Source organism: Streptomyces sp. NBC_01497, assembly GCF_036250695.1.
Taxonomy (GTDB): domain Bacteria; phylum Actinomycetota; class Actinomycetes; order Streptomycetales; family Streptomycetaceae; genus Streptomyces.
This window is the reverse complement of the sequence record NZ_CP109427.1, coordinates 4,710,111-4,726,122: the sequence shown is the minus strand read 5'-3', so window position 1 is coordinate 4,726,122 and position 16,012 is coordinate 4,710,111. Positions and strand designations below refer to the sequence as shown.

Sequence of the window (16,012 nt, the reverse complement as noted above, 5' to 3'; positions counted from 1 at the left end):
GGGCATGGCTGAAGACGCGAACCGGATGTATGTTCGCGTTCTTGGGCAAGTCGGGCCACACAAAGCGCACTTATTGCGCTATCAGTACCAAAACTTTGACCCGATGTTGTCGCGTTCTTGTGCGCGTTCAGTAGGGGCTCCGCACGTCGCGGCTCCGCGGTTCCGTGCTCGGTCGAATTGTACCGTGCTCAACCACATGGAAATGCCCCCTCCGCCGGTGGTGGAGGGGGCACACGTCCAACAGGGGCGCGGGGCCCCGTGGTTCAGCAGCCGCCGGCGACGGCGGGGATGATCGAGACGCCCGCGCCCTCGGGCGTGGCGGTCTGAAGACCCTGCTCGAAGCGGACGTCGTCGTCGTTGACGTAGACGTTGACGAACCGGCGGAGCTTGCCCTGGTCGTCCAGGACGCGCCCGGCGATGCCCGGGTGGTTGTTCTCCAACGAGGAGATGACCTCGGACAGGGTGGAGCCCTCGGCCGCGACCTCGGCCTGGCCGCCCGTGTAGGTGCGGAGGATGGTGGGGATTCGGACCTTGACGCTCATCGGCGGGGTGCCTACCTCTCGGATGTCTCGAAGCTCGGTGACGTGGGGCGCGCGCGGTGACGTGGTGCGCGCGGCGGCCGGGATCAGCTCGCCAGACCCGCCGCGCGGAACGCGTCCAGGCTGGGCCGGATCGTCGTGGTCGGGCCGGTCGTCGGCGCCACCGCGTCCAGCGTCTTGAGGCCGTCGCCGGTGTTCAGCACGACGGTCGTCAGGGTCGGGTCAAGCAGCCCCGCGTCGATCAGCTTCTTGGTCACGCCGACGGTCACACCTCCGGCGGTCTCCGCGAAGATGCCCTCGGTGCGGGCCAGCAGCTTGATGGCGTCGACGACCTGCTCGTCGTTGACGTCCTCCACCGCGCCGCCGGTGCGCCGCGCGATGTCCAGCACGTAGGGGCCGTCCGCCGGGTTGCCGATCGCCAGGGACTTCGCGATGGTGTTCGGCTTCTGCGGGCGTACGACGTCGTGGCCGGCCTTGAAGGCGGTGGACACCGGCGAGCAGCCCTCGGCCTGCGCACCGAAGATCTTGTACGGCTTGTCCTCGACGAGCCCGAGCTTGATCAGCTCACGCAGCCCCTTGTCGATCTTCGTCAGCTGCGAGCCGGACGCGATCGGGATGACGATCTGGTCGGGCAGCCGCCAGCCGAGCTGCTCGCAGATCTCGTACGCGAGCGTCTTCGAGCCCTCGCCGTAGTACGGCCGCAGGTTGACGTTCACGAACCCCCAGCCCTCGCCCAGCGGGTCGCCGATGAGCTCGGAGCAGAAACGGTTCACGTCGTCGTAGTTGCCCTCGATGGCGACGAGTTCACCGCCGTAGACGGCGGCCATGACGACCTTGCCCTGCTCCAGGTCGTGCGGGATGAACACGCACGAGCGGAACCCGGCCCGGGCGGCGGCCGCGCCGACGGCGCCCGCGAGGTTGCCCGTGGACGAGCAGGAGAGCGTGGTGAAACCGAAGGCACGCGCGGCCTCGACGGCGATCGCCACGACGCGGTCCTTGAAGGAGTGCGTCGGGTTGCCGGAGTCGTCCTTGACGTGCAGTTCCCCGGTGATGCCGAGCTCACGGGCGAGGTTGTCGGCCTTGACGAGCTTGGTGAAGCCGGGGTTGATGTTCGGGTGCGCGGCCACGTCGGCGGGGACGGGCAGCAGCGGCGCGTAGCGCCAGATGTTGTCGGGGCCCTCGGCGATGCGCTTCTTCAGCTCGTCGGGGGAGTCCGTCGGCAGGTCGTAGGCCACTTCGAGAGGGCCGAAACAGCTCTCGCAGGCGAAGATCGGGCCGAGGGGGAAGCGCTCGCCGCATTCGCGACAGGAGAGCGCGGCGGCGGGTCCGAGATCGACGGTTCCGGTGGCGGATTCGTTACTGCTCGGGACGGTCTGCACAGCCATGGAGGCGAGGCCCTTTCCTCATCTTCCTCGCGACGCGTCTCGCCGCAAGACGGAATTGGCACCTTCCCCACCATGACCTCGCGGTCGGCGGGAGGGTTGCCGGGGCTTCAACGGGCCGTTCCCTCTGCCCCTCTGGATGAGCGCTATGGCGACCGGAACCAGGCTCCGGCGCGTTTGTCCCGCGGACGGCGACCCGGCATGCGGGCGCCTTTCGCGTTGTTCAAGACTGTAACCGAAGCACCGGACGGTTGAGACGGTCGTCCGTCACGCGAGATGGATCACGCAGTGGCCCAGCAAGGGAGAACCGATCGTGCTGGAAGAGGTGGAACGCTGGCTGACCAGCCGTTCCTGGTCCGTCGACGACCGGCCGCTCGACCGGCTGATGGTGGCCAAGGCCACACGCGGGACCACGGTGAGCGTGGTGCTGCCCGCGCTCGACGAGCAGGAGACGGTCGGCGAGATCGTGTCCGTGATCCGGCGCGAACTGATGACGAAGGTGCCGCTCGTGGACGAGCTGGTGGTCGTCGACTCCGGGTCCACGGACCGTACGTCGGAGGTGGCGGGCCTGGCCGGTGCCCGAGTGGTGCACCGTGACGCGATCCTGCCCCGCCTGCCCGCGCTGCGCGGCAAGGGCGACGTGCTGTGGCGCTCGCTGCTGGTGACGACGGGCGACGTGGTGTGTTTCGTCGACGCGGATCTGCGGGAGTTCTCGGCGGACTTCGTCTCGGGGATCGTCGGCCCGCTGATGACCGACCCGGACCTGCAGTTCGTCAAGGCGATGTACGACCGCCCGCTGCGCGCGCGCACCGGGGGCGGGGCCGGAGCCGGCGGCGGGGACGGGGTCACGGCGGGGCAGGGCGGCCGGGTCACGGAGCTGGTGGCACGCCCCCTGCTGAACCTGCACTGGCCGCTGCTCGCGGGCTTCGTGCAGCCGCTTGGCGGCGAGTACGCGGTGCGCAGGTCGCTGCTGGAGCGGCTGCCCTTCCCGGTGGGCTACGGGGTCGAGCTGGGCCTGCTGGTCGACGCGCTGCGGCTGGTGGGGCTCGACGCGCTGGCACAGGTCGACGTCGGCGTCCGGCTGCACCGGCACCAGGACGACCGCGCGCTCGGGCGGATGGCCGCGGCGATCTACCGCACGGCGCAGTCGCGGCTGTCCCGCGCCCACCTCGTGCGGCCGGTGCTGACGCAGTTCGAGCGGGGGGAGCAGGGCTTCGAGCCGCGGACGCACGCGGTGGACACCGAGGAACGGCCGCCGATGCGGGAGATCGCCGAGTACCTGTCGCGCCGCGCGGCCTGACCTGCGCGGGCCGGCCGGGTCGACCGGGGCGCCCGCATCGTCCGAACCGCCCGGACCGCCCGCATCGCCCGCATCGCCCGCATCGTGGCATCGCACGGGTCGCAGTGGCATCGCACGGGTCGCAGGCGTCGCACGCCGGAGCACCCGTCGTACCGGAGCGGAGCGTGGCTCTCCGTGCGCCGTGCGCGCCCGCCTCGGCGTCACGATCCGCGCGTCGGCGCGCTCGGAGGGTCACCGCCGGAGTGATCCGTGCGCGCGCCGTGGCCGTGCCGTCATGCGCCGTTACTGCGCCGCCCCCATGCGCCACACCAGCCCCGTCCGTACGTTTGAGCGTTTCCGTGACCGGCTAGGTTCGCGATATGGCTTCCCAGCACGACGCCCACGGCGCCCCCGTCCTCGTCGCCTCGAACCGCGGCCCGGTCTCTTACGCCCTCGGCGACGACGGCACACTCACGGCACGGCGCGGCGGAGGAGGACTCGTGTCGGGCCTGTCCGCCATAGGGCCCGACGCCGGCGCGGTCTGGGTGTGCGCCGCGCTCGGGGACGGCGACCGGGAGGCCGTACGGCGCACGGACGGGCGGCTCGATCCCGACGACACCGGCGGGCAGCGCGTCCGCATGCTGGGCATCCCGTCCGAGGTGTACAGCGACGCGTACAACGGGGTCGCCAACTCCGCGCTGTGGTTCGTGCACCACATGCTGTTCCAGACGCCGCTCGAACCGTCCTTCGGGGCCGAGTTCCGGGCGCAGTGGGCGTCGTACGAGACGTACAACCGCGCCTTCGCCGAGGCCCTGGCCGACGAGGCGGGCGAGGGCGCCGCGGTGCTGGTGCAGGACTACCACCTGGCGCTCGTGCCCGGCATGCTGCGCGCGCTGCGGCCCGACCTCAGGATCGGGCACTTCTCCCACACCCCGTGGGCGCCGGTGGACTACTTCCGGCTGCTGCCCGACGACATCGCACGCCAGTTGCTGCGCGGCATACTCGGCGCGGACCGTGCGTGCTTCCTCACCACCCGGTGGGCGGACGCCTTCACCGCCTGCTGCGCCGAACTCCTCGGCGGCACCGGCAAGACGCGCATCGGCGTGCACGGCCTCGGCGCCGACGCGGACTTCCTGCGCGAGCGCGCGCACCGGCCCGACGTGGCCGAGCGGATGGCAGCGCTGCGCGAGCAGATCGGCACCGACCGGTCGGGCGCGCCGCGCCGCACGGTCGTCCGGGTGGACCGCACCGAACTGTCGAAGAACATCGTGCGCGGCCTGCTCGCCTACCGGGCGCTCCTCACCGAGCGGCCGGACTGGCGGGAGCGGGTGGTGCACGTGGCGTTCGCGTACCCGTCCAGGCAGGACCTCGCGGTGTACCGCGACTACACGGAACGGGTACGGGTCCTCGCGGCCGAGATCAACACCGAGTTCGGCACGGACGGCTGGACCCCGGTCGTGCTGCACGTCGAGGACGACTTCGCGCGCTCCCTCGCGGCGTACCGCATCGCGGACGTCGCGCTGGTCAATCCGATCAGGGACGGCATGAACCTGGTCGCGAAGGAGGTCCCGGTCGTCTCCGACGACGGCTGCGCGCTGGTGCTGTCCCGGGAGGCGGGGGCGTACGAGGAACTGGGCGAGGACGCCCTGGTCGTCAACCCGTACGACATCACGGCGACGGCGCACGCGCTGCACGAGGCGCTGACCATGCCCGACGACGAACGCACCCGCCGCACCAAGCGCCTCGGCGCGGCGGCGACGGCTCTCCCGCCCGCCCGCTGGTTCCTGGACCAGCTGACCGAACTGCGGGCCTGACCTGCGGGCGTGACGCACGCGGGACCCGTCGGCTGACAGGCTCCGAGAGCCGCTGACCACCGTCGGCAGGGGGCCGCGGGCGCCCGCCGGCAGGGGCCCGCGGGCGTCAGGCGCGGTCGTGGGCGAGCGTGTCCGCGAGGGCGGCGAGGAAGCCCGCGACCGCCTCCGGGTCCGCCAGCCGGAGGTCCGCGCGGGCGGTCAGCTCGCCGATCGACGTGCCGCTGCTGACGAGCAGGCCCGCGCGGCCCTCGGCCCGCAGCGCCTCCACCGCGTCGTAGGCGGGCAGGTCGCCGAGGTCGTCGCCCGCGTAGAGGACCGTGCGCGCGCCGGTCTCCCGTACGTACGCGGTCAGCGCGACACCCTTGTCCATGCCGGGCGGGCGGAGTTCGAGGACCATGCGGCCCGGTTCGAGCAGCAGCCCGTGCCGGGTCGCGAGGTCCCTGAGCGGGGCGCGCAGGGCGGCGAAGGCGGCCTCGGGGTCCGAGGCCCTGCGGGTGTGCACGGCGAACGCCTGGCCCTTCTCCTCGGTCCACACGTCCTGCCCGGGCGCGAACCGGTCGAGAACAGCCGGGAGTTCGTCCCGCGCGGCGGCCACACCCGGGTGCGGGGGCGGCGTGTGCAGGGTGCCGGTGGCGGCGTCCCAGCGCTCGGCGCCGTAATGCCCGAGGACGACGAGCCGCTCAAGACCCGGGACGTCCGCGAAGCCGCCGTACTCGACGGCGACCGCGGCGGGACGGCCGGTGATCACCACCAGGGACCCGAGGTGCGGTGCGAGCGCGGCGAGCGCGGGACGCGCGGCCGGGTGGGCCCGGGCCTGCTCGGGGTCGGCCACGATGTCGGCGAGCGTGCCGTCGAAGTCGAGCGCGACGACGGCGTCGGCGGGGCCGGCCAGCAGCGCGGCCAGGCCTTCCGCGCCGGCTTCGGTTTCCGGCTGCGGCAGGGGGGAGGGGTTGCTGCCCATGGGCGTGACCCTACCGGGCCCGGCGTTCGGCGGTCGCTCAGCGGGTGTCGCGGTGCGCCTGGCGGACGCGGCGCAGCCGGTTGAGCGTGACGGGGTCGTGCGCGGTCGCGGCCGGGTCGTCCACGAGCGCGTTCAGCAGTTGGTAGTAGCGGGTCGGCGACATGCCGAGCTGCTCCCGTATCGCCCGTTCCTTGGCCCCGGGGCCGGCCCAGGAGCGCCGCTCCAGGGCGAGCACGGCCCGGTCCCGCTCCGACAGGACGGGCCGGACGCTGCCGCCGTCCCGGGCTCCGGCGTCCGGGACCCCACCGGCAGCACCGGCAGCACCGGCAGCACCGGCAGCACCGGCAGCACCGGCAGCACCGGCAGCACCGGCAGCAGGCATATCGGGGGCATCGGAAGCGGCACTGGACCCGGAGACCTCCGCGGACCCGGAGTCACTGGTGGCCCCAGTGGCCTCCGCACTCCCGGGAGTCCCGGAAGCCCCGGGACTCCCGGAAGCCCCAGGGAGCTCGGAGGTCCCGGAGGTCCCCTGCGCACCGGGGCCGCCCTCGCCGTCCGAACCGCCGCACGCCCCCGGGCTCCGCCCGTACGGCGGGCCGGGGGGCGGCCCGGCTGGTCCGGGGGCGGGCTCGGGGGCGTCGGTAGGCATCGGTGAAAGGCTACTTGCCCGCGGCGGCGGCGTCGGCCGCGTCCGCCGCGTTGGCGGCCTTGGAGATCTTCGTCAGGACCTGCTGCGGGTCGTGGCCGGGCTCGACGGCCTGCCCGATGTTCTTCTTGATCGTCTCGCTCACCCCGGACCAGGAGCTCTTGCTGAACGGATACAGCTCCGAGGAGTTGAGCGTCTTCTGGAATTCGCCCAGGTCGTTGTGCGTCTTGTCCTGCGCCATCACGCTGTTCGCGCTGTATGTGACGGGCAGCAGGTCGTACTGCTTGACGAAGTCCATGACGTTCTTGTCGCTGTAGGCGTAGTCGAGGAACTCACCGATCTGCTTGCCGTGGCCGTTCTGCTTGAACGCCATCATCCAGTCGGCCACGCCCATCGAGGACTTGGCCTTGCCGTCCTTGCCCGGCATGGGCACCATGCCGAAGTCGATGTGCGCCTTGCGCGCGTCGTTCATCAGCGTGGGGTGGCCGTTGAGCATGCCGACCTTGCCCTCGGTGAACTCCTTGAACGCGTCGGCCCGGTCCAGCTTCCCGGGTGCGACGGGGCCGGTGAGGCCCTCCCCCACGAGGTTGTGCTGGAGCCAGTCGAAGGTCTTGACGTTCTCGTCGGAGTCGATGCTGTACGAACCGTCGGTGCTGCTGGTGTAGCCACCGCCGCCGCTGAGCATCCACATCATCGTCTCGGCCTGCGACTCCTCGGTGCCGAGCGGCAGCGCGAACGGTACGGACACCCCGTCGGCCTTGAGTGCCTTCGCGTCGCTCTCGATGTCCGCCCAGTTCTTGGGGGCCTCGATGCCGGCCTGCTCGAACATTTTGCGGTTGTAGAACAGCAGCCGGGTGGAGGCGACGAACGGCAGCCCGTACTGGGTCTGGTTGACCTTGCCCGCGTCGGCCAGTTGCGCGACGAACCCGGACTGCACGGGGACGCTGAGGATCTGGTCGGCGCTGTAGAGCTTGCCCGCGTTCGCGTAGTCGGCGAACGAGCCGACCTGCGCCATGTCCGGCGCCTTGTCCTGCTTGACCATGCTCGACACGTCGGCGTCGACGGTCTTCCAGGAGCGGACGTCCACGTCGATCGTGATGCCCGGGTGGGTCTTCTCGAACGCGGAGGCGAGTTTCTTCCAGTAGATGCTGGAGGACGTCTCCGGGCTGTTGCCGTAGTCCGCGGCGACGAGCCTGAGCGTGACATCTCCGGAACCGGTCGAGCCACTGCACCCCGCGAGGCCCATGGAGCTCATGACGGTTATGACGGTGGTTATGCCCAGATAGCGGTGACGCACTGGTCCTCTTCCCGCCCTTCGCCCGCCGCTTGGCGGGAACTCGATGATCGAACCGCGATTTTGTCTCGTTCGAACGTTTGAGTCCAGACGAAGGGACGAATGCCCCCACACCTTCACCAGGGTGAAGGCGGGAAAGATCACGATGAATGGACTAGACCTCTCATGGGTGCACGCGCGAGACTGTCAGGGTGAAACACGTCATCGCCCTCGATGTGGGCGGCACCGGCATGAAGGCCGCCCTCGTGGGGGCGGACGGCGTGCTGTTGCACGAGACCCGCAGGCCCACCGGCCGGGAGCGCGGCCCCGAGGCCGTCGTCGAGACGATCGTCGGCTTCGCCGCCGAGCTGTACGCGTACGGCGTCGAGCGGTTCGGCGAGGGAGCGCGCGCGGCGGGTGTCGCCGTCCCCGGGGTCATCGACACCGAGCGGGGCATCGCGGTCTACGCCGCGAACCTGGGCTGGCACGACGTGCCGCTGCGGGACCTGATCGGCGAGCGGCTCGGCGGTATCCCCGTCGCGCTCGGCCACGACGTACGCACCGGCGGCCTCGCGGAGGGCCGCCTCGGTGCGGGACGCGGCTCCGACCGTTTCCTCTTCATGCCCATCGGTACGGGCATCGCGGGCGCCATCGGCATCGACGGCGCCATCGAGGCGGGCGCGCACGGAGTGGCCGGCGAGATCGGTCACGTCGTCGTACGCCCCGGCGGGGCCGAGTGCAGCTGCGGTCAGCGCGGCTGCCTGGAGATGTACGGCTCGGCCCGCGCGGTGACCCGCGCCTGGGCCGAGGCGAGCGGCGACCCGGAGGCGGACGCGGCGGACTGCGCCAAGGCCGTGGCCTCCGGTGACCCCGCGGCCGTCGAGGTGTGGCGGGACGCGGTGGACGCGCTGTCCGCCGGGCTCGTCACGGCGCTGACCCTGCTCGATCCCCGCACGCTGATCATCGGCGGCGGGCTCGCCGAAGCCGGCGACACGCTGTTCGAACCGCTGCGGGCAGCGGTCGCGGCGAAGGTCACCTTCCAGAAACTGCCCACGATCGTTCCGGCCGCGCTCGGCGACACCGCCGGGTGTCTGGGGGCCGGCCTGCTCGCCTGGGACCTACTCGCCTCGGAGGTAAGCGCCTGATGGCCGCCGCAGCATCCACGCCCCCCGCTCCCACCGCGTCCGCCCCCGCGGCGACCGGTCCGGCCGCGCCCGTCGGCACCGGCGCGTACACGGTGCTGTCCGGGGGCCGGGTCGTCCTGCCGACCGGCGTCGTCGACGGCGGCCGGGTGATCGTCCAGGGCGGGCGCATCGCCGGGTCGGCCCCCGCGGACGCGCCCGCGCTCGACCTGAGCGGGCACTGGATCGTGCCCGGGTTCGTGGACATGCACAACCACGGCGGCGGCGGCGCGTCCTTCACCTCAGGAACGCCCGAGGAGGTCCTCAGGGGCGTCCGTACGCACCGGGAGCACGGCACCACGACCGTCGTCGCCTCCACGGTCACCGGCGAGCTCGACTTCCTCGCGCGGCGTGCGGGCGTGCTGTCCGAACTCGTCGAGCAGGGCGACCTCGCGGGGCTGCACTTCGAGGGCCCCTTCATCTCCCCCTGCCGCAAGGGCGCGCACAGCGAGGCGCTGCTGCGCCACCCCGACCCGGCCGACGTGCTGACGCTGGTGAAGGCCGCGCGCGGCACCGCGAAGATGATGACCCTCGCCGCCGAACTCCCGGGCGGCCTCGACTCGGTGCGGCTGCTCGTGGACCACGGCGTGATCGCGGCGCTCGGGCACACCGACGCGACGTACGAGCAGACGGTGGAGGCGATCGACGCGGGCGCGAGCGTCGCGACCCACCTGTTCAACGCCATGCCCCCGCTCGGCCACCGGGTGCCGGGACCGATCGCAGCGCTCCTCGAAGACGAGCGGGTCACCGTCGAGCTGATCGACGACGGCACGCATCTGCACCCCGCCGCCCTGGAGTTGGCGCTGCGCTGCGCCGGCCCGTCCCGCGTCGCGTTCATCACCGACGCGATGGACGCGGCCGGCTTCGGCGACGGCACGTACTCCCTCGGCCCGTTGGAGGTCGAAGTGAAGGACGGTGTGGCGCGTGTCGTCGAGAACGGATCGATCGCCGGCTCCACGCTGACACTCGACACCGCGTTCCGGCGCGCCGCGACGGTGGACCGGATGCGGGTGGAGGACATCGTGCGGGCCATCTCCGCCAACCCGGCTCGCCTGCTGGGCCTCGACGACCGGGTGGGCTCCCTCGAACCCGGCAAGGACGCGGACATCGTCGTCCTGGACGCGGACTTCACGCTCAAGGGCGTGCTGCACAAGGGCGCCTGGGTGCTCGACCCCCGTACCGCCTGACGGCGGGCGGCCGGCCCCCCTTCCCCTTCCCGGCCGCCGGGTCGGGGCGCCCCGCCCGTGGGCAGCGCCCCGCCCCCGGCGGTCCGGCCGGATCGCCCTCTAGGCCGGAGCCCCCGCGTTTGGCATGATCGAATGCGGTGGTCCGCCGGAGCGGAAGCGCCGGACGCGATCGACCGATCAGGCGACGGGGGGCAGGGCGTGATCCTCACGGTCACTCTCAACGCCGCCCTGGACCTCACGTACCGCACCGCCACGCTCGTCCCGCACTCCACGCACCGCGTCGGCGAGGTCGTCGAGCGGCCCGGCGGCAAGGGGCTCAACGTGGCGCGGGTGCTGTCCGCGCTCGGGCATGACACGGTCGCCACCGGCTTCCTCGGCGGCCCCGCGGGCGACGAGGTGCGGGAGCTGCTGGCACGCCTGTCGCCACGCACCGCCGACGCGTTCGTCCCGGTCGCCGGCGCGACCCGCCGCACCGTCGCCGTGACGGACGAACAGCACGGCGACACCACCCAGTTCAACGAACCGGGCCCGCTCGTCTCCGCCGCCGAGTGGGGTGCCTTCACCGCGTCGTACGAGGGGCTGCTGGACGGCGCCGACGCCGTGGCGCTCTGCGGCAGCCTGCCGCCCGGGGTGCATGTGGGGGCGTACGCCGAACTCGTGCGCCGTGCCCGCGCCGCCGGGGTGCCCGTCCTCCTCGACACCAGTGGCGAACCGCTGCGCCGGGGCATCGCGGCCCGGCCCGACCTCGTCAAGCCCAACGCCGAGGAACTCGCGGGGCTGACCGGCGCGCGCGAACCGCTGCGTGCGACCCGGGACGCGCGCCGCCGCGGGGCACGCTCGGTCGTCGCCTCGCTCGGTCCGCAGGGTCTGCTCGCCGTCACCCCGGACGGCACCTGGCAGGCCGCACCGCCCGCCGCGGTCCGCGGCAACCCGACGGGGGCCGGGGACTCCGCCGTGGCGGGACTGCTCTCGGGCCTGGTCGAGGAACTGCCGTGGCCGGCCCGGCTGGCCCGCGCCGTCGCGCTCTCGGCCGCGACCGTACTGGCCCCCGTGGCGGGCGAGTTCGACTCCGCGTCCTACGAGGAACTGCTCCCGCGCGTCACGGTCACCGAACCCGGCTAGTCGCGGCGGTGGTTGACGAGGACACTCCGCACACAGGCGCCACCGGGCCGTGCCACAGGCCGCCCTGACGGCACGTCAACCCCTCGCGCCCTCAGAAACGCCGCGTCCCGGCCCCGCGATGCGGTGGCCGGGACGGTGGCTGATTCTCTGCGGGTCCTGGGTTCCCCGCGCTACTGCTTGACCTGCCCCGACTTCAGCGAGAGCTGATCGAGGTTGACGCCGCACTGGTCTCCCTGCTCACAGGAGATCTTTATCGTGTTGGAACCCTTCTTGAGGGTGATCCAGGAGAACGTGGTCGTCCATCCCTTGTCCGCCTGGCCCGCCGGGGCGTTGGCGAAGTTCTTCATGCTGATGGAGCGGCGGTCCTGATCGTTCACGAACAGCGACATCTTCGCGTCCGTACCCGGCACGCCGTAGTTCGCGAAGAGGGTGTAGTCGCCCCCCTTGGGCACATCGACCGTCCAGGTCGCCGAGGCACCGACGCCGGGCATCGCGACGTACACGCCGCCCTTGGCCTTCGCGCCCGGCACGTCCGAGGCGGCGGCGGCCGGCGCTCCGAGCTGGAGCGTCGAGGCGTCCTGCTCGGGCAGATCACCGCTGCTCGCGCTCGCCGAGGGGTCGCCGGAAGGCTGCTGCGACGGGCCGGAGCCCGACGAGGCGGAAGCGCCCGCACCCGCCTGGTCGTCCTTGGAGTCCCCGCCACCGCTCGTCATGAGCGCGACCGCGATGCCGATCACCACGGCCGCGACCACCGCGACGGCGGCGATCAGCAGGCCACGCGTGTTGGGCCCGCCACCGCGGCCGCCCCGCTTCGGTCCCGGCGGACCGGCCGGCGGGCCCTGGCGCCCCGGGACGCCCATGGCCTGCGTCTCGGGCGCCGCGTAGTGCGGGTTGGGCGCGCCGTAGCCGCCCTGCTGCTGGCCGTAGGGCGGCTGCTGCTGGCCGTACGCTCCCTGCGGGGCGCCGTACTGGCCGGGCTGGCCGGGCTGGCCGGGCTGCTGCGGGTACTGGCCCTGCGGCGGCACCTGCTGCTGCGGGGCGCCGTACTGACGCTCGCCGACGGTCCTGACCTGGTTGTAGGACGTTCTGGGCACGCCGGGCTGGGCCGCGGGGCCCGGGTAGCCGTAGCCGCCCTGCCGCCGCTGCTGGGCACCGCCCGACTGCTGCCCGTCGGCATACAGATAGCCGAAGGGGTCATCGTCCTCGGGTGTGCTCGCGCCGTCGTTCCCGGCCGTCATCCCTGGGTCACTCCTCTACCATCTCGTCAGCGTCGCCGACCGGGCGAGCCTACCTCGTGAGCCTGAGCCCCAGAACTGCGCTCGGCCGGGCGAACACCGGGTCCGGACAGGCTTCTGCCCTCATCAGCGCACCCCCGGTGGACGACCGGGTACGGGCGTGGAGCGCCGGGGTGAACAATGTCTCGTCAGACGATCCGGGACCGTTCGGATTCGGCCATGACCATCGGGGCAGGCGGTCCCCGGGCAGTGCCCTCGCGCGCGTGCACGGAGCCCTCGGCCGTGGCGGACGACGTGCTCGGCCATGGCGGACGGAGCCCTCCCGCGCAGGCCCCCGTGCGGGCGGTCGTGGGCCGGCGGAGCCGTCCGGGGCCCGTCCGGCGGTTGCCCGAAGGCGGCGGGACGCGGCACTCAGCCCGCCCTGCGGCCGACCTTGCTCCGCGACCTCTTCTCCAGGTACATCCGCTGGTCGGCCGACTTCAGCACCTCTTCGACGGTCATCCCGCAGCTCGCCCAGCCGATACCGAAGCTCGCCCCGACCCGCACCGCCCGGCCGTCCACCCGGATCGGCGGGAGGATCGCGTTGCGCAGGCGGACCGCCAGGTCGGAGGCGTCCCCCGGGCCGAGGCCGTCGGCGAGCACGACGAACTCGTCACCGCCGAGGCGCGCGACCGTGTCCCCGTCCCGCACCCCCGTGGTCAGCCGCCGCGCCACCTCGATCAGCACGGCGTCGCCGGTGTTGTGGCCGAACCTGTCGTTGATCGACTTGAAGCCGTCCAGGTCGCAGAAGAGGACGGCGAGTCCCTTCGCGCCCTCGTCCACCGCACCCTCCACCGGCGCGGTGACATGCACGTGATGGTCGTAGGCGGCGTCGGGGCCGAAGCCCCCGAAGCTGCCGCCGCGTTCCCCGGTGCGCTCCTCGTAGGAGTCGTGGCCGGATACGTACCCGTCATAGGCGATCTCGTACGCGCGCTCGTCGTGCGACCCGTTCTCGTACCCGCCGCTCTCGTAAGGCCCGCCGTCGTGGGCGCCACCGCCCGCGTCGTACGCCCCGCCGCCGTCGTACCCGCCGAACGCCGCGTCCAACTGCTCGACCACCGTGGCCGCGCGCGAGGCACCGGGCCGGGAGCAGATGCGGGCACTGAGCCGGGCCCGCAGTTCGGCGCTGTTGGGCAGGCCGGTCAGTGAGTCGTGCGAGGCGCGGTGCGCGAGCTGGAGCTCACGGCCCTTGCGTTCCTCTATGTCCTCGACGTGCGTGAGCAGGAAGCGCGGACCGTCCGCCGTGTCCGCGACGACGGAGTTGCGCAGGGACACCCACACGTACGAGCCGTCGCGGCGGGTGAGCCGCAGTTCGGCCCGGCCGCCCTCCGCCGACGTGCGCAGCAGGGTGCCGATGTCCTCGGGATGGACGAGGTCCGCGAACGAGTGCCGGCGCATCGTGGACGCGGGCCTGCCGAGCAGCCGGCACAGCGCGTCGTTGGTCCGCAGCAGCCTGCCGCGCTGGTCGCCGCCCATCTCCGCGATGGCCATGCCGCTCGGCGCGTACTCGAAGGCCTGCCGGAACGACTCCTCGCTGGCGCGCAGCGCCTGCTGCTCCCGTTCGAGCCGGACGAGGGCGCGCTGCATGTTGGCGCGCAGCCGCGCGTTGCTGATCGCGAACGCCGACTGCGACGCGTACATCTGCAGGGCCTCCTGGCCCCAGGTGCCGGGCTTGCGGCCGCCGCGCGGGCGGTCCACCGAGATCACGCCCAGCAGTTCGCTGCCGCCGCCGCCCGTGGACGCGTACATCGGCGCGTAGAGGCGGTCCTGCGGATGCCACTCGTCCGCGAAACGGGGCTCGGGGCCCTCGGTGTGCCACTGCGGCACGTCGTCGTCGAGGAGGACCCAGCCCTCCTCGTACGGGATGAAACGGAGTTCGCCCCACCGCTCGCCCATGTTGAGGCGGCGCTCCCAGGACGAACGGGAGCCGACACGTCCCGCGATCAGCGCCTCGGCGGCAGCGGACCCGGCGAACGCGGCGACGACGAGGTCACCGTCCGCCTGTACGACGTTGACGCAGGCGAGCTCGTACCCGAGGCCGGTCACGACCCCGTCGGCGACGGTCTGCAGCGTGTCCGCGAGGCTCCGGGCAGTGTTGAGCTCCGCGACGGCCTGATGCAGCTGCCGCATGGTCGCAAGACGGACATAAGGCTCCGACTCGGTCTCCATCGCTCGCTCTCCCTGAGACCTCGACAGCAACTCCAGATTTCTGATCGGCTCTCGTGTTGCACTGTTCCCTTCACTGAATCACAGCGAGCTGTTCGGCCGGTACACAGGGTCAGCGATTAGTGAGCTCTGTGAGTCAAGTCACATCAAATGATGAACGATCGGGACGAGGCAGCGGGATCGCCGGATGGGGGCTTTGAATACGGTTCAGCGCGAGCGACCGGACCACGGCGGCTTTCCGTGCTGATTCCGGCGACGACCCGGCCCGCCGGCCCTGCCGGCCCTGGGCCCGTCGGCCGGTTCCCGGGCCCGTCCTGCCGGTCCCCGAGTGCGGTTCCGCCGGCTCCCGGGCTGTCCGGGCGGCTTTCCTACCGACAGCCCCGGCGGCTCCCGAGTGCGGTTCCGCCGGTTCCCGGGCCGGTCCGGGCGGCTCTCGTTCGGAGAGCCGCGGCGGCTCCCGCGCCGGTCCCGGCCACTCTCCCGTACGAACGGTCCCGGCCGCTCACGGACTGCTGGTCCCGGCCGCTCACGGGCTGGTCCTAGGACCTGGCTGGTCCCCTGGCCCGATGCGGCGGAAGGCCCCCTCCCGTTAGCGTCCAGGACGTGCACCAGACGACTCCCGCAACAGCCCTCCCCCTGCCGTCCGCCCCCCGCGACGTCCCCCATGCTGAGGGGGTGAGCAACGACGAGTTCCGCGGCGCGATGTCCCGACTGACCGCGGGCGTGGTACTGGTGACGGCCCGCGAGGCGCCCCTGTCCGAGGACGGCCCGAACGGTGAGGACGCGGGCATGACGGCGACGTCGTTCCTGTCCGTCTCACTGGACCCCCCGCTCGTCCTCGTGAGCGTGCGGACCGGCTCCCGCATGGACGACCTGCTGGAGGAGCAGCCGCTGTGGGCGGCGTCCCTGCTCACGGAGAGCCAGCGGCACATCGCCGGACGGTTCGCGATGAAGGGCCGGCTCAGCGACCGGCTGCTGTTCGAGGACATCCCGTACCGCAGGGGTGAGGTGACGGACGCGCCACTGGTGCGCGGGTCGCTGGCCACCCTGGAGTGCCGTACGGAGCAGCGGGTGGCGGCCGGGGACCACACCCTGGTGATCGGTCGGGTCCTGACGGCGGAACTTCCCGCGGCCGAGGGCGGTCCGCTGGTGTACTACCGCGGGCGGTACCGGCAGCTCGGCTGACGG

The 16,012-nt window shown here is 72.5% G+C and carries 13 protein-coding genes and 1 riboswitch; of the genes, 6 read left to right on the top strand and 7 right to left on the bottom strand.

Annotated elements, in window-relative coordinates:
* Positions 1 to 263 precede the first annotated feature (263 nt).
* On the bottom strand, positions 264 to 542 hold the full coding sequence (locus OG310_RS19990; RefSeq protein ID WP_329457242.1) for a ubiquitin-like small modifier protein 1: 279 nt from the start codon (positions 540 to 542) through the stop codon (positions 264 to 266).
* Positions 543 to 625: 83 nt separating this feature from the next.
* Positions 626 to 1,924, bottom strand: coding sequence for a threonine synthase (gene thrC / locus OG310_RS19985; RefSeq protein WP_329457241.1), 1,299 nt, complete (start codon positions 1,922 to 1,924; stop codon positions 626 to 628).
* Positions 1,925 to 1,939: 15 nt separating this feature from the next.
* Positions 1,940 to 2,067: riboswitch (SAM riboswitch) on the bottom strand.
* A 167-nt stretch (positions 2,068 to 2,234) separates the two neighbouring features.
* Here thrC and OG310_RS19980 point away from each other — a divergent pair.
* Together OG310_RS19980 and OG310_RS19975 are read left to right on the top strand one after the other, a co-directional pair.
* Positions 2,235 to 3,221, top strand: coding sequence for a glucosyl-3-phosphoglycerate synthase (locus tag OG310_RS19980; RefSeq protein ID WP_329457240.1), 987 nt, complete (start codon positions 2,235 to 2,237; stop codon positions 3,219 to 3,221).
* A gap of 359 nt (positions 3,222 to 3,580) precedes the next feature.
* Positions 3,581 to 5,014, top strand: a complete 1,434-nt coding sequence (locus tag OG310_RS19975; RefSeq protein ID WP_329457239.1) for an alpha,alpha-trehalose-phosphate synthase (UDP-forming) — start codon at positions 3,581 to 3,583, stop codon at positions 5,012 to 5,014.
* A 106-nt stretch (positions 5,015 to 5,120) separates the two neighbouring features.
* Here the strand turns inward: OG310_RS19975 and otsB are convergent, their stop codons facing one another.
* The 3 genes from otsB to OG310_RS19960 form a co-directional block, all read right to left on the bottom strand.
* The gene (gene otsB, locus OG310_RS19970) at positions 5,121 to 5,975 is read right to left on the bottom strand and encodes a trehalose-phosphatase (protein WP_329457238.1); all 855 of its coding nucleotides are present in this window, start codon (positions 5,973 to 5,975) and stop codon (positions 5,121 to 5,123) included.
* A gap of 37 nt (positions 5,976 to 6,012) precedes the next feature.
* The gene (locus OG310_RS19965; RefSeq protein ID WP_329460267.1) at positions 6,013 to 6,231 is read right to left on the bottom strand and encodes a DUF3263 domain-containing protein; all 219 of its coding nucleotides are present in this window, start codon (positions 6,229 to 6,231) and stop codon (positions 6,013 to 6,015) included.
* A gap of 403 nt (positions 6,232 to 6,634) precedes the next feature.
* Entirely contained in the window at positions 6,635 to 7,876 is a 1,242-nt protein-coding gene (locus OG310_RS19960) for an extracellular solute-binding protein (protein ID WP_329457237.1), read from the bottom strand.
* A 230-nt stretch (positions 7,877 to 8,106) separates the two neighbouring features.
* On the opposite strand from OG310_RS19960, the gene OG310_RS19955 reads away from it, so the two are divergent.
* The 3 genes from OG310_RS19955 (at position 8,107) to OG310_RS19945 (ending at position 11,384) form a co-directional block, all read left to right on the top strand.
* A complete protein-coding gene (locus tag OG310_RS19955; protein ID WP_329457236.1) occupies positions 8,107 to 9,039 on the top strand; it encodes an ROK family protein in 933 nt (310 codons plus the stop codon).
* A complete protein-coding gene (gene nagA / locus OG310_RS19950) occupies positions 9,039 to 10,262 on the top strand; it encodes an N-acetylglucosamine-6-phosphate deacetylase (RefSeq protein ID WP_329457235.1) in 1,224 nt (407 codons plus the stop codon). Before OG310_RS19955 ends, nagA begins: the two co-directional genes overlap by 1 nt.
* A gap of 198 nt (positions 10,263 to 10,460) precedes the next feature.
* Positions 10,461 to 11,384, top strand: coding sequence for a 1-phosphofructokinase family hexose kinase (locus tag OG310_RS19945; RefSeq protein WP_329460266.1), 924 nt, complete (start codon positions 10,461 to 10,463; stop codon positions 11,382 to 11,384).
* 170 nt (positions 11,385 to 11,554) lie between these two features.
* Here OG310_RS19945 and OG310_RS19940 read toward each other — a convergent pair whose 3' ends face one another.
* Positions 11,555 to 12,622 (bottom strand): carbohydrate-binding protein, encoded by a 1,068-nt coding sequence (locus OG310_RS19940; RefSeq protein WP_329457234.1) that lies wholly within the window; start codon positions 12,620 to 12,622, stop codon positions 11,555 to 11,557.
* 408 nt (positions 12,623 to 13,030) lie between these two features.
* Positions 13,031 to 14,827: a diguanylate cyclase CdgB gene (gene cdgB, locus OG310_RS19935; RefSeq protein WP_329457233.1), complete on the bottom strand. Its 1,797-nt coding sequence runs from the start codon at positions 14,825 to 14,827 to the stop codon at positions 13,031 to 13,033.
* 699 nt (positions 14,828 to 15,526) lie between these two features.
* Here cdgB and OG310_RS19930 point away from each other — a divergent pair.
* On the top strand, positions 15,527 to 16,009 hold the full coding sequence (locus OG310_RS19930) for a flavin reductase family protein (RefSeq protein ID WP_443078870.1): 483 nt from the start codon (positions 15,527 to 15,529) through the stop codon (positions 16,007 to 16,009).
* Positions 16,010 to 16,012 lie beyond the last annotated feature (3 nt).